The sequence below is a fragment of the Sphingobacterium tabacisoli genome (assembly GCF_017908035.1).
Taxonomy (GTDB): Bacteria; Bacteroidota; Bacteroidia; order Sphingobacteriales; family Sphingobacteriaceae; genus Sphingobacterium; species Sphingobacterium tabacisoli.
Map to the genome: position 1 here is coordinate 176,249 of NZ_JAEQMU010000005.1, position 17,513 is coordinate 193,761.

The 17,513-nt window shown below is 39.3% G+C and carries 31 protein-coding genes; all 31 read right to left on the reverse strand.

Annotated elements, in window-relative coordinates:
- Positions 1–15: 15 nt before the first annotated feature.
- The 31 genes from JKG64_RS17450 to rplC all read right to left on the reverse strand — a co-directional run bounded on the left by JKG64_RS17450 (position 16) and on the right by rplC (position 17,488).
- A complete protein-coding gene (locus tag JKG64_RS17450; protein WP_210355576.1) occupies positions 16–981 on the reverse strand; it encodes a Rossmann-fold NAD(P)-binding domain-containing protein in 966 nt (321 codons plus the stop codon).
- Positions 982–1,017: 36 nt separating this feature from the next.
- Positions 1,018–2,154 (reverse strand): aspartate aminotransferase family protein, encoded by a 1,137-nt coding sequence (locus JKG64_RS17455; protein WP_210355577.1) that lies wholly within the window; start codon positions 2,152–2,154, stop codon positions 1,018–1,020.
- A 159-nt stretch (positions 2,155–2,313) separates the two neighbouring features.
- Positions 2,314–2,844, reverse strand: a complete 531-nt coding sequence (gene rplQ / locus JKG64_RS17460; RefSeq protein WP_022829405.1) for a 50S ribosomal protein L17 — start codon at positions 2,842–2,844, stop codon at positions 2,314–2,316.
- A gap of 148 nt (positions 2,845–2,992) precedes the next feature.
- Complete coding sequence (locus tag JKG64_RS17465; RefSeq protein WP_210355578.1) at positions 2,993–3,985, reverse strand: DNA-directed RNA polymerase subunit alpha; 993 nt, start codon at positions 3,983–3,985, stop codon at positions 2,993–2,995.
- Between the two features lie 93 nt (positions 3,986–4,078).
- Positions 4,079–4,687: a 30S ribosomal protein S4 gene (rpsD, locus tag JKG64_RS17470; protein WP_021071235.1), complete on the reverse strand. Its 609-nt coding sequence runs from the start codon at positions 4,685–4,687 to the stop codon at positions 4,079–4,081.
- Positions 4,688–4,754: 67 nt separating this feature from the next.
- Positions 4,755–5,144 (reverse strand): 30S ribosomal protein S11, encoded by a 390-nt coding sequence (gene rpsK / locus JKG64_RS17475; RefSeq protein ID WP_021071234.1) that lies wholly within the window; start codon positions 5,142–5,144, stop codon positions 4,755–4,757.
- A gap of 10 nt (positions 5,145–5,154) precedes the next feature.
- Positions 5,155–5,532 carry a 30S ribosomal protein S13 gene (gene rpsM, locus JKG64_RS17480; protein WP_021071233.1) on the reverse strand — a complete coding sequence of 126 codons (378 nt, stop codon included), beginning with the start codon at positions 5,530–5,532 and terminating at the stop codon, positions 5,155–5,157.
- 29 nt (positions 5,533–5,561) lie between these two features.
- Positions 5,562–5,678, reverse strand: coding sequence for a type B 50S ribosomal protein L36 (gene ykgO, locus JKG64_RS17485; RefSeq protein WP_021071232.1), 117 nt, complete (start codon positions 5,676–5,678; stop codon positions 5,562–5,564).
- A gap of 36 nt (positions 5,679–5,714) precedes the next feature.
- Positions 5,715–5,933, reverse strand: coding sequence for a translation initiation factor IF-1 (gene infA / locus JKG64_RS17490; protein WP_079643278.1), 219 nt, complete (start codon positions 5,931–5,933; stop codon positions 5,715–5,717).
- A 75-nt stretch (positions 5,934–6,008) separates the two neighbouring features.
- Positions 6,009–6,791 carry a type I methionyl aminopeptidase gene (gene map, locus JKG64_RS17495; RefSeq protein ID WP_210355579.1) on the reverse strand — a complete coding sequence of 261 codons (783 nt, stop codon included), beginning with the start codon at positions 6,789–6,791 and terminating at the stop codon, positions 6,009–6,011.
- A gap of 9 nt (positions 6,792–6,800) precedes the next feature.
- Positions 6,801–8,138: a preprotein translocase subunit SecY gene (secY, locus tag JKG64_RS17500; protein ID WP_210355580.1), complete on the reverse strand. Its 1,338-nt coding sequence runs from the start codon at positions 8,136–8,138 to the stop codon at positions 6,801–6,803.
- Between the two features lie 3 nt (positions 8,139–8,141).
- On the reverse strand, positions 8,142–8,588 hold the full coding sequence (gene rplO, locus JKG64_RS17505; protein ID WP_210355581.1) for a 50S ribosomal protein L15: 447 nt from the start codon (positions 8,586–8,588) through the stop codon (positions 8,142–8,144).
- 112 nt (positions 8,589–8,700) lie between these two features.
- Positions 8,701–8,880, reverse strand: coding sequence for a 50S ribosomal protein L30 (rpmD, locus tag JKG64_RS17510; protein ID WP_021071227.1), 180 nt, complete (start codon positions 8,878–8,880; stop codon positions 8,701–8,703).
- Between the two features lie 5 nt (positions 8,881–8,885).
- The gene (rpsE, locus tag JKG64_RS17515) at positions 8,886–9,404 is read right to left on the reverse strand and encodes a 30S ribosomal protein S5 (protein WP_210355582.1); all 519 of its coding nucleotides are present in this window, start codon (positions 9,402–9,404) and stop codon (positions 8,886–8,888) included.
- Between the two features lie 12 nt (positions 9,405–9,416).
- Positions 9,417–9,770, reverse strand: coding sequence for a 50S ribosomal protein L18 (gene rplR / locus JKG64_RS17520; protein WP_133585689.1), 354 nt, complete (start codon positions 9,768–9,770; stop codon positions 9,417–9,419).
- A 5-nt stretch (positions 9,771–9,775) separates the two neighbouring features.
- Positions 9,776–10,330 carry a 50S ribosomal protein L6 gene (gene rplF / locus JKG64_RS17525; RefSeq protein WP_133585690.1) on the reverse strand — a complete coding sequence of 185 codons (555 nt, stop codon included), beginning with the start codon at positions 10,328–10,330 and terminating at the stop codon, positions 9,776–9,778.
- Between the two features lie 23 nt (positions 10,331–10,353).
- Complete coding sequence (gene rpsH, locus JKG64_RS17530) at positions 10,354–10,752, reverse strand: 30S ribosomal protein S8 (protein ID WP_021071223.1); 399 nt, start codon at positions 10,750–10,752, stop codon at positions 10,354–10,356.
- A 225-nt stretch (positions 10,753–10,977) separates the two neighbouring features.
- On the reverse strand, positions 10,978–11,247 hold the full coding sequence (gene rpsN / locus JKG64_RS17535; RefSeq protein WP_133585691.1) for a 30S ribosomal protein S14: 270 nt from the start codon (positions 11,245–11,247) through the stop codon (positions 10,978–10,980).
- Entirely contained in the window at positions 11,240–11,809 is a 570-nt protein-coding gene (gene rplE, locus JKG64_RS17540; RefSeq protein WP_133585692.1) for a 50S ribosomal protein L5, read from the reverse strand. Before rplE ends, rpsN begins: the two co-directional genes overlap by 8 nt.
- Positions 11,809–12,150 (reverse strand): 50S ribosomal protein L24, encoded by a 342-nt coding sequence (rplX, locus tag JKG64_RS17545; RefSeq protein WP_133585693.1) that lies wholly within the window; start codon positions 12,148–12,150, stop codon positions 11,809–11,811. The genes rplE and rplX overlap by 1 nt, the downstream gene beginning before the upstream one ends.
- Positions 12,151–12,152: 2 nt before the next feature.
- Positions 12,153–12,521, reverse strand: coding sequence for a 50S ribosomal protein L14 (rplN, locus tag JKG64_RS17550; RefSeq protein WP_037498951.1), 369 nt, complete (start codon positions 12,519–12,521; stop codon positions 12,153–12,155).
- A gap of 1 nt (position 12,522) precedes the next feature.
- Positions 12,523–12,777, reverse strand: a complete 255-nt coding sequence (rpsQ, locus tag JKG64_RS17555) for a 30S ribosomal protein S17 (RefSeq protein ID WP_133585694.1) — start codon at positions 12,775–12,777, stop codon at positions 12,523–12,525.
- Between the two features lie 13 nt (positions 12,778–12,790).
- A complete protein-coding gene (gene rpmC / locus JKG64_RS17560; RefSeq protein ID WP_133585695.1) occupies positions 12,791–13,009 on the reverse strand; it encodes a 50S ribosomal protein L29 in 219 nt (72 codons plus the stop codon).
- A 95-nt stretch (positions 13,010–13,104) separates the two neighbouring features.
- On the reverse strand, positions 13,105–13,527 hold the full coding sequence (gene rplP, locus JKG64_RS17565) for a 50S ribosomal protein L16 (RefSeq protein WP_133585696.1): 423 nt from the start codon (positions 13,525–13,527) through the stop codon (positions 13,105–13,107).
- 58 nt (positions 13,528–13,585) lie between these two features.
- Positions 13,586–14,392: a 30S ribosomal protein S3 gene (gene rpsC / locus JKG64_RS17570; protein ID WP_021071216.1), complete on the reverse strand. Its 807-nt coding sequence runs from the start codon at positions 14,390–14,392 to the stop codon at positions 13,586–13,588.
- A gap of 13 nt (positions 14,393–14,405) precedes the next feature.
- Positions 14,406–14,837, reverse strand: a complete 432-nt coding sequence (gene rplV, locus JKG64_RS17575; RefSeq protein ID WP_133585698.1) for a 50S ribosomal protein L22 — start codon at positions 14,835–14,837, stop codon at positions 14,406–14,408.
- A 6-nt stretch (positions 14,838–14,843) separates the two neighbouring features.
- Positions 14,844–15,110, reverse strand: a complete 267-nt coding sequence (rpsS, locus tag JKG64_RS17580) for a 30S ribosomal protein S19 (RefSeq protein WP_021071214.1) — start codon at positions 15,108–15,110, stop codon at positions 14,844–14,846.
- The gene (gene rplB / locus JKG64_RS17585) at positions 15,110–15,937 is read right to left on the reverse strand and encodes a 50S ribosomal protein L2 (protein ID WP_133585699.1); all 828 of its coding nucleotides are present in this window, start codon (positions 15,935–15,937) and stop codon (positions 15,110–15,112) included. Before rplB ends, rpsS begins: the two co-directional genes overlap by 1 nt.
- A gap of 6 nt (positions 15,938–15,943) precedes the next feature.
- Entirely contained in the window at positions 15,944–16,234 is a 291-nt protein-coding gene (gene rplW, locus JKG64_RS17590; RefSeq protein ID WP_210355583.1) for a 50S ribosomal protein L23, read from the reverse strand.
- 1 nt (position 16,235) lies between these two features.
- Positions 16,236–16,865, reverse strand: a complete 630-nt coding sequence (rplD, locus tag JKG64_RS17595; RefSeq protein ID WP_079643262.1) for a 50S ribosomal protein L4 — start codon at positions 16,863–16,865, stop codon at positions 16,236–16,238.
- A 5-nt stretch (positions 16,866–16,870) separates the two neighbouring features.
- Positions 16,871–17,488: a 50S ribosomal protein L3 gene (rplC, locus tag JKG64_RS17600; protein ID WP_133585701.1), complete on the reverse strand. Its 618-nt coding sequence runs from the start codon at positions 17,486–17,488 to the stop codon at positions 16,871–16,873.
- Positions 17,489–17,513: the final 25 nt, after the last annotated feature.

The window sequence follows — 17,513 nt, forward strand, 5'->3', positions numbered from 1 at the left end:
GCTGTCCGCGTTTGGTTATTTTTCCAAACTTTCCAACATCCGTTTCAAAACAACTTGGGCGGCCCAGACCCGATTACTAGCCTCTTTAATCACTAAGGAATTTGGTCCATCCAATATTTCTGACGACAATTCCAAATCCCGACGAACGGGTAGACAGTGCATAACCTTTGCATCATTTGTCAATGACAGCTTCTGATTATTCATCATCCAGTCTTCGGAAACCGGGTACACCTCGCCATATTCCTTATAGGAAGACCAATTCTTGACGTATACAAAATCCGCTCCCGAAAGCGCTTCATTCAGATTATTTGTAATCGTGGCACCTTTGGTAAAGTCCTCGGCGAGCTCATAACCAGCAGGATGTGCTACAGTAAATTCTACTAGGCCTTGTTCCTGTGCTTTGCTCATCCACTCGGCGAAGGAGTTAGGCACAGCTTGTGGCAATGCTTTGACATGTGGCGCCCAAGCTAAAACAACCTTAGGTTTATCGACCTGCTTATGCTCCGTAATTGTTATAAGGTCTGTCAGACTCTGCAAGGGGTGCCTAGTAGCACTCTCCAATGAAACTACAGGAACACCACAAAACTTGATAAACTTGTTGAACAGGTCTTCATTATAGTCTGCTTCTTTATCTTTCAAAGAAGGAAAACTACGCAGTCCTAAAATATCGCAATATTCTCCCATTACAGCAGCTGCCTCGCGTATATGCTCTACAGTAGTGCCATTCATAACAACACCATCCTGGGTCTCTAAAGCCCATCCGTCCTTGTCCATATTCATCACCATCACATTCATACCTAGATTCATTGCTGCCTTCTGGGTACTAAGACGCGTACGGAGACTCGGATTCAAAAACACCAAGCCTAAGGTTTTATATTTACCTAACGATTCATTAGCATTAGGATTAGCCTTTAGTTGAAGTGCCTCTTCTACAACCTCTTCTAGGCTATCGACGTCTTCAACGGAAAAAAACTTCTTCATCTTCTAAAAATAATTATTATTACGAAAAGTCCCTAACTATGCCTCTTTCAATCTTTCATCCAAGGCTTCTAAAAACCTGTCGGCAATCGCTTTGTCTATATTCAGAGCAGGAAGAATACGGATAACATTAGGCTTTGCTTCTCCTGTAAAAATACGATTCTTGGTCAGCAAATCCTTCTTCACATTAGATAGCTCGACAGGAAGGTCGATTCCGATCATAAGTCCTCTACCTCTCACTTCGTTAACTTTATCGAATCCTTTTAATTCGGAAATCAAGTATTCACCCACCACGCGTGCGTTATCCATTAAACTCTCTGCTTGAAAGATTTCCAGAACAGAGACGGCTGCTGCACAAGCCAAATGGTTCCCGCCGAAGGTTGTTCCCAACAAGCCATAAGAAGCTTTATATTTGGGAGAAATACTAATCGCACCTATAGGAAATCCATTTCCCATTCCCTTGGCCATCGTATAGATATCCGCCTTTATAGCGGCGTAGTCGTGTGAATAAAAGATACCCGTTCTTCCATAACCACATTGTACCGAATCAGCTATAAATGTAGCTCCATACTCGTCACATAATTGTCTAATCAGTCGTAAAAATGAAACAGAAGCTTCACGTATACCACCAACCCCCTGAATACCTTCGATAATGACAGCTGCAACCTCATCACCATAAGCAGAAAATGCCTCAGACAAGGCTTCCTCATCATTAAAGGGCAAGAAAATAGCATTATCTGTCTGATTAACCGGAGCTACAATAGCCGGATTATCTGTAACTGCTACAGCCAATGATGTACGCCCGTGAAAAGCTTTAGAAAATGAGATCACCTTTTTTCTTCCTGTATGGAACGAAGCGAGTTTTAACGCATTCTCATTAGCTTCGGCTCCAGAGTTACACAAAAATAAAGCGTAATCTTCCTTTCCAGAAACCTCCCCTAGCAACTTTCCTAATCGCTTCTGAATTGGAATCTCGATAGAATTGGAATAAAAGCCAATTTCGTTAAGTTGGGATGTAATCGAATGAACATAATGCGGATGCGTATGCCCTACTGATATGACTGCATGACCTCCATACAAGTCTAAATATTCGTTACCTTCAGCATCCCAAACAGCTGAGCCCTTGGCTCTCACGATATTAATTGGGTTGACAGGGTAAACATCAAACAAATTCATGAGCCTGATATTATTTAAGGTTGATAAAAAACTGTGTACAAATATAGTTAAGACATACTTAATACACTATGAAAAAACGTTTTAAAATATTCGAAAAAAAGAACAAAAAAAAGCCTATCATCGCTGATGATAGGCTTTTATATCTAGAGTAGAAAAAAATTAGTCTTTTTTCTCTTCTGTAGCAGGAGCTTCTTCTGTAGTAGCAGCTTCTTCAGCTTTTACTTCTTCAACAGCAGTTTCTACTACCTCTGTGCCTTCAGCGCCTTTTTTCTTAGCACCACCGCGACGGCGAGTAGTTTTCTTCTCAGCTTTAGCTTCTTTGCCATAAACTTCGTTGTAATCTACCAACTCGATGAAAGCCATCTCAGCGTTATCACCTAAACGGTTTTCCATCTTAATGATACGAGTATAACCTCCTGGACGTGTAGCTACTTTCTCAGATACTTCGCGGAACAAAATAGTTACCGCTTCTTTATCTTTTAAGTAAGCAAATACCGTACGACGAGAGTGTGTCGTGTCGTTTTTAGATTTTGTAATCAACGGCTCAACGTAAGTACGTAATGCTTTCGCTTTTGCTAAAGTAGTAGTGATACGTTTGTGTTTGATTAATGAAGTCGCCATATTAGCTAACATCGCCTTACGGTGACTGTCAGTGCGGCCTAAGTGATTTACTTTTTTTCCGTGTCTCATTTTCTTAGTGTTTTTTCGTGCGTACCGTCCTGTTGAGAATAAAGAGAAAAGACTAAAGAACAAAGACACTATAGTCCCTCTTCTTTGATCTTTGTTACTTATTCCTTCCAGGGGAATTACGCAACAGGTCGCTTTATTTTATTTATTATTATTCTTCGTCTAGTTTAAACTTCGACAAATTCATTCCGAATGACAAACCTTTCGATTTAACCAATTCTTGAATTTCGCTTAAAGATTTTTTACCAAAGTTACGGAACTTCAACATATCAGCTACGTCGTAAGTTACTAACTCCGCCAAAGTACGAATATCCGCCGCTTTCAAGCAGTTCAATGCACGTACCGAAAGATCTAAGTCAACTAATTCTGTCTTCAATATCTTACGCATATGTAAGATTTCTTCGTCAACAACTTTAGTTTCTTCTTTAGCTTGAGACTCCAACAACATATTCTCGTCAGAGAACAACATAAAGTGTTGTATAAGAATACGAGCTGCTTCTTTCAAAGCATCTTCTGGGTGGATTGAACCATCTGTAGAAATATCCAACAACAATTTCTCGTAGTCAGTTTTTTGCTCTACACGGTAGTTTTCAATAGTATATTTGACATTCTTAATCGGAGTGTAGATAGAATCTATAGCGATTAGCCCTACAGGTCCATCAACTACTTTATTCTCTTCTGCATTTACGTAACCACGTCCCTTAGCAACAGACAACTCTACTTCAATAGTAACAGAGCTCTCCATATTACAGATTACGAAGTCTGGATTCAATACAGTAAAGTTGTTAGAAAACTTAGTTATATCACCAGCTTTGAATTGTTCTTGACCATTGATAACTACAAAAATCTTCTCGCTGTCACCTTGTTCTCCTGTCTTTTGAAAACGAACTTGTTTCAAGTTAAGGATAATCTCAGTTACGTCTTCTGCTACGCCTTTAATCGTAGAGAATTCGTGTGAAACGCCCGAAAATCTTACCGACGTAATTGCATATCCTTCTAGAGAGGACAATAAAATACGGCGTAAAGCATTACCAATAGTAACACCAAAACCTGGCTCTAATGGACGAAATTCGAAAGTACCATCAAAATCTGTAGATTTTTGCATGATAACTTTATCCGGTCTTTGAAATGCTAAAATTGCCATTTATAATATTTTAATATTTTTCAACAATGTGTATCTTAACAGCATATGCATAACTCCTTTATCGTGAAAGGAATTATGCATAGCCATTAATTATTATTTAGAGTACAACTCTACGATTAAGTTCTCTTTAATATTCTCAGGAATATCAGCACGCTCTGGGTATGTCAGGAACTTACCTGTCAATCCTTTAGCGTCCCACTCTAACCAACCGTATTTGTTGATTGTTCTTCCCGCTACAGAATTAGAGATCGCCTCTAATGCTTGTGAGCGCTCACGAACAGCGATGACATCACCTGGACGAATGCTATATGATGGAATGTTAACGACATTACCGTTAACAGTAATATGCTTGTGTGAAACTAACTGACGAGCAGCAGCGCGGGTAGTTGCGATACCTAAACGGTATACTACGTTATCTAAACGAGCTTCTAATAATTTCAAGAAGTTCTCACCTGTAATACCTTGCTTTGCAGCTGCTTTTACGAATAGATTAGAGAACTGACGCTCTAAAACTCCATAAGTATATTTAGCTTTTTGTTTTTCTAACAACTGAATAGCGTATTCAGATTGCTTTCCTCTTCTTTTAGATGGACCATGTTGTCCAGGAGGATAATTCTTTTTTTCTAATGCTTTATCAGGGCCAAAAATTGGTTCTCTGAATTTACGTGCAATTTTGGACTTAGGTCCTGTATATCTTGCCATTTCTTTCTCTGTTTGAAGTATCTATCAGTCTTTAACTGATGAATCTTAATCTTAAACAATAATATTATTAAACTCTTCTACGTTTTGGAGGACGACAACCGTTGTGAGGAAGTGGAGTAATATCCTTGATAGTAGTTACATCAATTCCTACAGTTTGTAAAGTACGGATAGCAGACTCACGTCCAGCACCTGGTCCTTTAACGAAAACCTCAACTTTGCGCAATCCTAAATCGTGAGCAACTTTACCACAGTCACTTGCTGCTTGTCCTGCTGCATATGGAGTGTTCTTTTTAGAACCTCTAAAGCCCATTTTACCAGCCGACGACCATGAGATAGTTTGACCAGAATTATTAGTCAAAGTGATAATAATGTTATTAAAAGTAGCATTGATGTGAGCTTGACCAACAGGCTCAATTACAACGATACGTTTTTTTGCGACTTTTTTGCTTTTAGCCATTTCTTACTTGTTATTTAGTAGCTTTTTTCTTGTTTGCAACTGTTTTACGTTTTCCTTTACGGGTACGTGAGTTGTTTTTTGTACGTTGACCACGAACTGGTAAATGCTTACGGTGACGTAAACCACGGTAACAACCAATATCCATCAAACGTTTGATGTTCAATTGAACCTCTGAACGCAAAGCACCTTCTACTTTGATCTCGTCATTAATAATTGTACGAATAGCAGCCAATTGATCATCGTTCCACTCGGAAACTTTAACATCTTGACTAATACCTGCTTTATCTAAGATATAAGCGGCAGTCGCACTACCAATACCAAAAATGTAGGTAAGGCCGATAACTCCTCTTTTGTTTTTAGGTAAATCTATACCTGATATCCTTGCCATATAATATTTTAAGCGATTTTGTTAATTAATTATCCCTGACGTTGTTTGAATTTAGGGTTCTTTTTGTTGATTACAAAAATCTTTCCTTTACGACGGATGATCTTACAATCCGCGCTACGTTTTTTTACTGATGCTCTTACTTTCATTTTACTAAATTATTAAGCTCTTCGCAGAGCAATACCTTATTTATAACGATATGTTATCCTTCCTTTAGTCAAATCATAAGGAGACATTTCCAACTTAACCTTGTCTCCAGGTAAAATCTTAATATAATGCATACGCATTTTTCCAGAAATATGAGCAATAATTTCGTGCCCATTCTCTAATTCTACCCTAAACATAGCATTAGATAATGCTTCTTTGATAACACCGTCTTGTTCTATCGAGGCTTGTTTAGCCATATATCAATTACTTATTAACGTTTTATAGCCTGCACCAACAGGAGTGCAAAGATAAATAAAAATATTGAAACCCAACTACTTTTTATTCAAAACTTTCTCTACCTCATCAAAATTCAACAAGACATCTGGCTGTCCCTTTCGTATAGCAACCATCTGTTCAAAATGCGCAGACAGCTTACCATCGATTGTACTTACAGTCCATCCGTCTTCCCAAAAACGGACTCCACTTTTCCCGGCATTAATCATTGGTTCAATACAAATCACCAATCCCGGTTCTAATTTAGGTCCCGAACCACGCTTTCCATAGTTAGGCACTTCGGGTTTCTCATGCAAGTGCAATCCTACTCCATGCCCTACCAACTCCCTTACAATTCCAAAATTATAAGGTTGTACGTATTCTTGAATCGCAGATGAAATATCTCCAACTCGCTTGCCAGCCACAGCTTGCTCCACGCCTTTGTACAAAGATGCTTTTGTTACATCCAACAATTGCTGAGCTTCAGCCGAGACCTCACCTATTCCAAATGTGTACGCAGAATCAGAGATGAAACCTTTTAGGTTAACACCACCGTCGACGGACACCAGATCTCCATCCTTAATCTCGTAGTTGCTCGGAAACCCATGAACTACTTGATCATTTACAGAAATACATAGGGAATAAGGGAAACCATGATAATTCAGAAATGCCGGTGTACCACCATTGTCATGAATAAAATCATAAGCCAACTTGTCTAATGACAACGTTGTTATCCCAGGCTTTATAACTTTAGCGATTTCGGCAAGTAAATGCGAGAGTACATTTGCAGACTCTCGCACTTGCTCGATTTGTTCTTCTGTTTTATAAATTACTTTAGACATCTAAAGATATTAAATAGCAGATTGATCATATCCTTCAACACCAGTAGCTGAACGACCTTTAACTCTTCCTGTCTTCATTAAGCCATCATAATGACGCATTAACAAATGTGACTCGATTTGCTGAAGGGTATCCAATACCACACCTACTAGAATCAATAGTGAAGTACCACCATAAAAATGTGCAAACTGGTTGTTAACACCTGCAGCACTTGCTATAGCTGGCATAATAGCAATGATTGCTAAAAATACTGCACCAGGGAAAGTAATACGAGAAATTACGTTATCTATAAATAGATTAGTATCATATCCCGGTTTAATCCCAGGTACAAATCCTCCGTTCTTCTTCATGTCTTCTGACATCTGTTGCGGATTTACCATAATAGCGGTATAAAAAAACGTGAATGCAATAATCAACACTGCAAACGTCACATTGTACGCTACCGAAGTAAAATTAGTCAATGATGTTAGAAAATCAGATTGAAGATTCGGAAAGAACTGCGCCAATGACATTGGTAAAAACATTATCGCCTGCGCGAATATAATTGGCATTACACCTGCAGCATTCACCTTTAAAGGTATATACTGACGTACGCCACCTACCTGCTTATTTCCAACAATCTTTTTCGCATACTGAACCGGAATTTTGCGCACCCCTTGAACGATCAAAATAGTAAAGATCACAATGAAGAATAACGCGATAGCCTCGATCAAGATAGGGATGATACCGCCACCGCTTGGGCTCATTCTTGATGCCCATTCAGCAACTGCCCCTCCAGGCAACTGCGCGATAATACCCGCCATAATGATTAAAGAAATACCATTTCCGATACCTTTATCGGTGATTTTCTCACCCAACCACATCACAAACAACGTACCTGCAGTCAAAACAATAGCAGCAAGAACAGTGAACATAGGGTCTGCAATAGTTTTTGCAGCTGGTTCAATTTGAGTTTTCACGTAAGCTACAGCTTGCACTAATGTGATCGCCAATGTCAGATAACGAGTTATCTGCGTCATTTTCTTACGGCCAGACTCACCTTCTTTTTGCATTTTCTGAAATGCAGGAACAGCAATCCCCAATAATTGTACAACGATTGATGCAGAAATATAAGGCATTACACCTAAAGCAAAGATAGCTGAACGAGAGAAAGATCCCCCGGCAAACATATCCAAAAGTCCAAGAAGGCCTTCTTTTTGCCCTGTAGCTAATGCATCTGGATTAACACCTGGCAATACCACGTGACATCCAATACGATAAATAAGAAGAAATAATAACGTATTGATAATACGATTACGTAAATCTTCAATTTTCCATATATTGGTTAAGGTTGTGATTAGTTTCTTCATGTATTAAAGTTTTACGATGGAACCGCCTGCAGCTTCGATAGCTTTCTGAGCTGAAGCTGAAAAAGCATGTGCTTTAACTTCAACTTTAGCACTGAATTCTCCACGGCCTAAAACTTTTACTAAGTCATTTTTAGAAACTAAACCATGCTCTTTCAATGTATCGAAATCAACTACCGTAAGGTTGTATTTTTCTACTAAACCTTGTAAAACGTCTAAGTTTACACCATTGTATTCAACACGGTTTGCATTTTTGAAACCAAACTTAGGTACACGACGTTGCAAAGGCATCTGACCACCTTCGAAACCGATTTTAGTAGAGTGTCCTGAGCGAGATCCAGCACCTTTGTGACCACGAGTAGATGTACCACCACGACCGGAACCTTGACCACGACCTATACGTTTTCTGCTTTTTGTTGAACCAACTGCTGGTCTTAAATTACTTAAGTTCATTTTAAACTAAGATTATGTTGCGCCTTCGCTTTCACTAAACAGGTCACAACGATTAACAATTAAATTATAAATAACTAATGGAAAGAACCGAAATTCTTTCCATAGTGTTATTTTAGATAGTCTCAATAGCTACTAAATGGTTCACTTTACGAACCATACCGATAATAGCCGGTGTAGCCTCTACTTCTACTGAGTGGTTGATCTTTTTCAATCCCAAAGCCTCAATAGTTTTCTTTTGGCGCTCGCTTCTGTCGATAACGCTCTTTATCTGGGTGATTTTAATTTTTGCCATGATAATTAACCGTTAAATACTTTATTTAAATCGACACCGCGGTGTTGAGCCACTGTATATGCGTCGCGCATACTAGCTAAAGCATCGATTGTTGCTTTTACCACGTTGTGCGGGTTAGATGATCCTAAAGATTTTGCTAATACGTCTTTGATACCAGCAGACTCCAATACAGCACGCATCGCACCACCTGCCAATACTCCTGTACCACCTACAGCTGGTTTGATCAATACCGAACCACCTGAAAATTTACCGTATTGCTCGTGAGGAACAGTTCCTTTAATGATAGGAACTTTTACCAAATTTTTCTTTGCATCATCTATACCTTTAGTGATCGCTTCAGTTACCTCTTTAGCTTTTCCTAAACCGAAACCAACGATTCCGTTCTCGTCACCAACTACTACGATAGCAGAAAAACTGAAAGTACGACCACCTTTAGTTACTTTCGCTACACGCTGGATGCTTACTAAGCGATCTTTCAATTCAATCTCGCTTGATTTTACTCTTTTAATATTGCTTAATGCCATTTTTTCTATCAATTAAAAGTCTAAACCGCCTTCGCGAGCACCTTCTGCCAATGATTTCACACGGCCGTGATACAAGTACCCATTACGGTCAAAAACTACTTTACTAATACCTGCTGCTACTGCTTTCTCAGCAACTAATTTACCAACAGCTTTAGATTGCTCTACTTTATTGCCTGCTGCTACAAAATCCTTTGACAAGCTAGAAGCTGAAGCCAAAGTTTTACCTGTAGTATCGTCAATAACTTGAGCATAGATACCTTTATTTGATCTGAAAACAGACAAACGAGGACGCTCAGTTGATCCAGCCAGGTGTTTTCTTATTCCCTTTTTGATTCGCTCTCTGCGAGTTGTTTTAATTCCTGCCATGGTTATTATTTTTTAGCTGATTTACCTGCTTTTCTTCTTAATACTTCACCTACAAACTTAACACCTTTACCTTTGTAAGGCTCTGGTTTACGGAAGCTGCGGATTTTCGCGGCTACTTGTCCGATTAATTGTTTGTCAGTTGATTCCAAAGTAATAGTAGGGTTTTTACCCTTCTCAGCAGTTGTTGTAACTTTAACTTCCTGTGGCAATACGAAAACAATCGGGTGAGAGAAACCTAGGGTCAACTCTAATGTGTTACCGTTGTTAGCAGCACGGTAACCGACACCGACTAACTCTTGTGTAGTTTTGTAACCTTCTGTTACACCGATAACCATATTCTGGATCAATGCGCGGTACAACCCGTGTAATGCTTTGTGTTTTTTCTGCTCAGTAGGACGAGATACGATGATATTACCATCTTCTTCTTTAACAGTGATGTCGCTATCTACTTTCTGAGTTAATTCACCTTTAGGACCTTTTACTGTTAACAGATTCTTGTCTGATACAGAAATCGATACTCCCGAAGGAATAGCGATAGGTGCTTTTCCAATTCTTGACATGTCTTTGTGTGTTTTTTCCTAGATTAATAAACGTAACATAAAACTTCACCACCAACATTCTGTAGGCGGGCTTCTTTGTCTGTCATTACTCCTTTAGAAGTTGACAAAACAGCAATTCCCAAACCGTTCAAAACGCGAGGCATGTTTTCAACACTTGCATACTTTCTTAAACCAGGTTTACTCACACGTGTCAATGTGCGAATAGCCGGTACTTTGCTAATCGGGTTATACTTCAACGCGATTTTGATAGAACCTTGAGGTCCTTCTTCTACGAATTTGTAATTAGCAATGTAACCTTTGTCAAAAAGAACTTTAGTAATTTCTTTTTTTAGGTTCGATGCAGGAATTTCAACAACCCTATGGTTGGCCTTAATGGCATTCCTTACTCGTGTAAGGTAATCCGCTATTGGATCTGTATTCATTATGTAATAAAATTGTGATAATGGTTTCAAACCCCGACCATCGGGACAAGACCTATTATCTGTAAATAAAATTTCCGTTATAAAACCAATTCGAGTGCATTAGTATAAAAAAGCATCTCAAACAGGCTCAAAATCCATTGAAATCAATTAATTTCAATGAAAAAACCCGATAAATCCTTTAAATAAAAGGATTTATCCGGGCAAAAGTAAGTATTTTTTTAAAACTTACCAAGAAGCTTTAGTAATTCCCGGGATCTTGCCGTCCAATGCCATCTCGCGGAAAGTAACACGTGAGATACCGAATTGGCGCATATATCCTTTAGGACGTCCTGTTAATTTGCAACGGTTGTGCAATCTAACCGGAGAAGCATTCTTTGGTAATTTATCTAATCCAGCATAATCACCTGCTTCTTTCAAAGCCGCGCGTTTTGCTGCATACTTAGCTACCAATTTTTGACGCTTTACTTCGCGTGCTTTTAATCCTTCCTTAGCCATTGTTGTTCGAGTTTTGATTTTTGAATGGTAAACCGAATTGTTTTAATAACTCCAATGCTTCGATGTCATTTTGAGCTGAAGTTACAAACGTGATATCCATACCAGCGATTTTATTGATTTTATCAATGTTGATCTCTGGGAAGATGATCTGTTCAGTAACCCCTAGATTGTAGTTACCTCTACCGTCAAATCCTTTATCGTTGATTCCACGGAAGTCACGAATACGTGGTAGAGAAACTGCGATCAAACGATCTAAGAACTCATACATGTTATTGTCACGTAATGTTACGCGAGCACCAACAGGCATTCCTTTACGAAGTTTGAAGTTAGAGATATCTTTCTTCGATTTCGTAGGTACAGCTTGCTGACCAGTAATCATTGTCATCTCAGCGATAGCGCTATCGATTAATTTTTTATCTGCAGTAGCAGCTCCGATACCTTGTGATACAACTATCTTCTCAAGTTTCGGAACTTGCATAATGCTTTTATACTGGAATTTTTCTTTAAGCGCAGTACGGATCTCTTCCGCATATTTTGCTTTTAATCTTGGTACGTAAGTCATTATTTAATTTCCTCCCCTGATTTTTTAGCGTAACGAACTATTTTACCCTCTTCATTAACTCTGCGTCCTACGCGAGTAGGCTTTCCTGTTTTAGGATCGATCAACGCTAAGTTTGAGATAGTGATAGCAGCTTCTTTCTCAATAATACCACCTTGAGGATTAGCTGCGCTTGGTTTAGTGTGTTTTTTCACGATGTTAGCGCCTTCAACGACAGCTCTATTAGTGTCCACTAAAATAGACAATACTTTTCCTTGAACACCTTTAGAGTTACCAGCGATAACTTTCACTAAATCACCTTTTTTGATCTTGATTTTGTGAGTTGTTTTTGTTTTCTGTGCCATAATTATAAAACCTCCGGTGCTAGTGATACAATTTTCATAAACTGCTTCTCACGTAATTCACGAGCTACTGGGCCGAAAATACGTGTTCCACGTGGTTCATCGTTGTTGTTTAACAATACTGCAGCGTTATCATCGAAACGAATGTAAGAACCATCTTTACGACGGATTTCTTTCTTAGTACGTACGACAACTGCTTTAGATACTGATCCTTTTTTTACGTTTCCTGAAGGGATAGCGCTTTTTACGGTAACAACGATCTTATCACCGATTGATGCATAACGCTTGCGCGTTCCGCCCAATACACGGATTACTAAAACTTCTTTAGCACCGCTATTGTCAGCTACATTTAGTCTTGATTCCTGTTGTACCATGTTATTTAGCTCTTTCTAAAATTTCAACTAATCTCCAGTTCTTTGTTTTACTCAGCGGACGAGTTTCCATAATTAATACCGTGTCGCCGATACCGCAGGTATTTGTTTCGTCATGAGCTTTGAATTTAGTAGTTTTCTTAACGAATTTACCGTAAATAGGGTGTTTTACTTTACGCTCAACTGCTACTACGATAGATTTTTCCATCTTGTTGCTAACTACTAAGCCGATTCTTGTTTTTCTTAAATTTCTTTCCATTTCGACTTAAATTTTACGCCTCAGAGGCTGTTTCAGATTTTGCTGCATTTTTACGCTTTGAAACCTCAGTAGAGATACGAGCGATATTTTTGCGAGCTGCTTTAAGAACGTTAGGGTTCTCAATAGCAGAAACAGCGTGTGCAAATTTTAACTTGTTTAAAGCAGCTTTCTCTTCTACGAGTTTAGCTGTTAAAGCTTCTGTTGTTAATTCTACGATTTCTGAATTCTTCATTTTTTTCAGTGTTGTGCTGGGTTATCAAATATGTTTATGTAGAGCCTTGTGGGTAACGGCCACAAGGCTTAAACTATTGACATTACCAACGATTTTTATGCTTCAACGTAATCTCTACGTATAACAAACTTAGTCTGTACCGGCAATTTTTGAGCTGCTAAACGCAATGCTTCTTTTGCGACCTCTAAAGGCACACCTTCAGCTTCGAATAACATACGTCCTGGGCGAACTACGGCTACCCAATACTCGGGAGCACCTTTACCTTTACCCATACGTACCTCTGCAGGCTTTTTAGTAACCGGTTTATCAGGGAAGATACGGATCCATACTTGACCTTCACGTTTCATAAAACGTGTTACGGCGATACGAGCTGCCTCAATCTGACGGCTGGTGATCCATGCTTCTTCCATTGATTTGATACCGAAAGAACCGAAAGCTAACTCCGCTCCACGTGAAGCGTTACCTTTCATACGGCCTTTCTGCATCTTTCTGAACTTCGTTCTTTTTGGCTGTAACATGTTCGTATTTTATTTAAATCCCGACCTTTGTCGGGACACTTTTAAATCTTGTTATTAATTAATCTCTTTTTGCTCCGCCACGGTTGTTGCCACCACGAGCTCCGCCACGATTGTTGTTATTATCACGACGAGGACCACGGTTATTACCGCCACGGTTATCGCGACGATCAGCACCGCCTTCATTGCCACCACGAGTTTTTACGTTCGAAGTTTGACCGATGTTAGGAGATAAGTCACGCTTACCGTAAACTTCACCTTTACAGATCCATACTTTGATACCGATTTTACCGTAAGTAGTCAATGCTTCAGCTAATGCATAGTCGATGTCAGCACGTAACGTATGAAGAGGAGTTCTTCCTTCTTTATACTGCTCTGTGCGCGCCATCTCAGCACCACCTAAACGGCCTGAACACATAATTTTGATACCTTCAGCACCCATACGCATTGTAGAAGCGATAGAAGTTTTCATTGCACGACGGAATGAAATCCTTGCTTCTAATTGCTTAGCTACGCCTTCGGCTACCAACTTAGCATCAAGCTCTGGACGTTTGATCTCGAAAATGTTGATTTGAACATCCTTTTTAGTCAGTTTCTTCAACTCTTCTTTGATCTTGTCTACTTCTTGTCCGCCTTTACCGATAACGATTCCTGGACGTGCTGTGTGGATAGTAACCGTAACACGCTTTAGAGTTCTTTCAATAACTACTTTTGCTACACCGCCTTTAGCGATACGAACAGAAAGATATTTTCTGATTTTTTCGTCCTCAACTAATTTATCGGAATAGTTTTTTCCGCCGAACCAGTTAGAGTCCCATCCTTTGATGATACCTAATCTGCTACCAATTGGATTTGCTTTTTGTCCCATTCTTATTAATAAATTAGTTGTTAACGTTATTTAAACTATCTACTACCAAAGTTACGTGGTTAGAACGCTTACGAACTCTATATCCACGTCCTTGTGGAGCTGGACGTAATCTTTTCAATTGGCGTCCACCGCCTACAGATACTTCCTTTACGAACAAAGCGCTGTCTGCTACTGAAGAACCTTCGTTTGCAGCTTCCCAGTTTTTAATTGCTGATAATAACAATTTCTCAACACGGGCAGCAGCTTCTTTACCTGTATGCTTAAGAATATAAAGAGCGTTTTCTACTTTTTCGCCACGGATCAGATCCACTACCAAACGCATCTTACGAGGTGAAGTAGGGCAATTCAATAACTTAGCAGTAGAAGCTCCTCCTACTTGAGCCTTTTCCTGCTCTTTGCGCTGTCTAATTAAGACAGATTTTTTGAGTTTTTTTGTTGCTTCCATTACCTATTATTTTTTCTTTTCTGCGTGGCCTTTGAATGTACGCGTAGGCGCAAATTCACCAAGCTTGTGACCGACCATATTTTCTGTTACATAAACAGGGATAAATTTATTCCCGTTGTGCACTGCGAAGGTATGGCCAACGAAATCAGGAGAAATCATTGATCTACGCGACCAAGTTTTGATTACTGATTTTTTGTTTGATTCATTCTGAGAAAGAACTTTTCTTTCTAAGTTGTGATCGATATAAGGACCTTTTTTAATTGAACGAGCCATTATTTTTTCCTTCTTTCAATGATGTAACGATTCGATGTTTTCTTCTTGTAGCGTGTTTTGTAACCTTTAGCCAACACTCCTGTACGTGAGCGTGGTTGACCTCCAGATGTACGGCCTTCACCACCACCCATTGGGTGATCGACAGGGTTCATTGCAACACCACGAACGCGAGGACGACGGCCTAACCAGCGTTTACGACCAGCTTTACCTAATACCTCGTGCGCTCTCTCAGCATTTGATACTGAACCAATAGTTGCAACACAAGTCAACAAAATCATACGAGTCTCACTAGAAGGTAATTTGATAATAGCATATTTACCATCACGAGCAGACAATTGTGCGTACGTACCAGCCGAACGAGCGATTGAGCCACCTTGTCCTGGGTTCAATTCAATATTGTGAATGATAGAACCTAAAGGAATATTTGCTAACGGTAATGTATTACCTACTTCTGGAGCAACTTTTTCACCAGCGACTACGGTTTGACCAACTTGTAAACCTGTTGGAGCAATGATGTAACGCTTCTCACCATCAGCATAATGCAATAAAGCAATACGTGCTGTACGGTTAGGATCATATTCTATAGTAGCTACTGTCGCAGGGATATCTTTCTTATCGCGTTTGAAATCTATAATACGGTAAACTTTCTTGTGTCCACCACCGATATAACGCATAGTCATTTTACCGGATTTATTACGTCCACCCGATCTTTTGTTGCTTCCTACTACCAATGACTTTTCAGGGACATTTGTAGTAACGTCAGAATAGTTTGCACCTACTCTGAAACGCGTACCAGGGGTTACCGGTTTGAATCTTTTAACTGCCATCTCTAATTATATAACGCTGTAAAAGTCAATAGTTTCACCATCTTTAATTGTAATGACGGCCTTTTTATATTTCGGAGCTCTTCCAGATACAAAGCCAGCTTTAGTATAACGGCTTTTTGCTTTTCCAGCTACAACAGAAGTATTTACTGCAACTACAGTCACACCAAACATCTCTTGAATAGCAGTTTTAATCTGAATTTTGTTTGCTCTATGATCTACTTTGAAAGCATAACGGTTTAATTTCTCCGTTAATAATGAAGCTTTCTCAGTTAAGATAGGTTTTTTAATAATTTCCATATTACTTAGCTAATGCTTCCTCCAAAGTTTTAACAGAATCTGCTGTCAACAATAATTTAGTAGCGTTCAATACATCATATGTATTTAAATCTGATGCTACTACAACTTTTGCTTTCTTCAAGTTTCTGCTTGATAAATAAACATTGTTATCGTAAGCTGGCAACACTAAAAGTGTTTTCTCGTCAGCAACGTTTAATGCGTTTACTAAAGACACATAGTTTTTAGTTTTGATAGTATCGAAACTAACTGCATCTAAAACAACTACATTGTTCTCTTGTGCTTTGTACGACAACGCCGATTTACGTGCTAGTTGCTTCAATTTTTTGTTCAATTTAAAGCTATAGTCACGAGGTTGAGGACCGAATACACGACCACCACCATTAAACAATGGAGATTTGATAGAGCCCGCACGAGCACCACCAGTACCTTTTTGTTTGTGTAATTTACGAGTAGAACCCGCAATCTCATTACGTTGTTTTGACTTGTGCGTTCCTTGACGTTGATTTGCTAAGTACTGCTTAACATCTAAGTAGATCGCATGGTCGTTTGGCGTTACACCAAATACTGATTCAGGAAGTTGCACCTTGGCACCTGTTTCTTTACCTGATAAATTTAATACGTTAACTTCCATCTCTACTATTTGTCTACGATTACATAAGAACCTTTAGCTCCAGGGATGGAACCACTAACAACGATTAGGTTTTGCTCAGCATAAACTTTCAAAACTTGTAAGTTCTGAACTTTCACTCTGTCTCCACCTGTACGACCTGCCATGCGCATTCCTTTGAATACACGGGAAGGCCAAGAAGCGGCACCAATTGAACCCGGCGCGCGTAGTCTGTTGTGCTGACCGTGAGTCGCACCACCTACACCACCAAAGCCATGACGCTTCATTACACCTTGAAAACCTTTACCTTTAGAAGTTCCGACTACATCTACGTACTCTCCTTCTTCAAATAAAGTTACATCAACGATGTCTCCTAGTCCTTTCTCATCCTCGAAAGTTTTGAATTCAACTAGTTTACGCTTAGGAGTCACTCCTGCTTTTGCAAAGTGTCCTTTTAAAGGAGCGGTCGTGTTCTTTTCCTTAGCATCATCATAGCCAAGCTGAACTGCCGAATAACCGTCCTTCTCTACCGTACGTATATGCGTTACCACGCACGGCCCAGCCTCGATTACTGTACATGGGATATTCTTCCCATCAGCGTTGAACAGGCTGGTCATTCCTACTTTTTTACCAATAATTCCTGACATTTTTTATATAAATTAATTAAAGTCC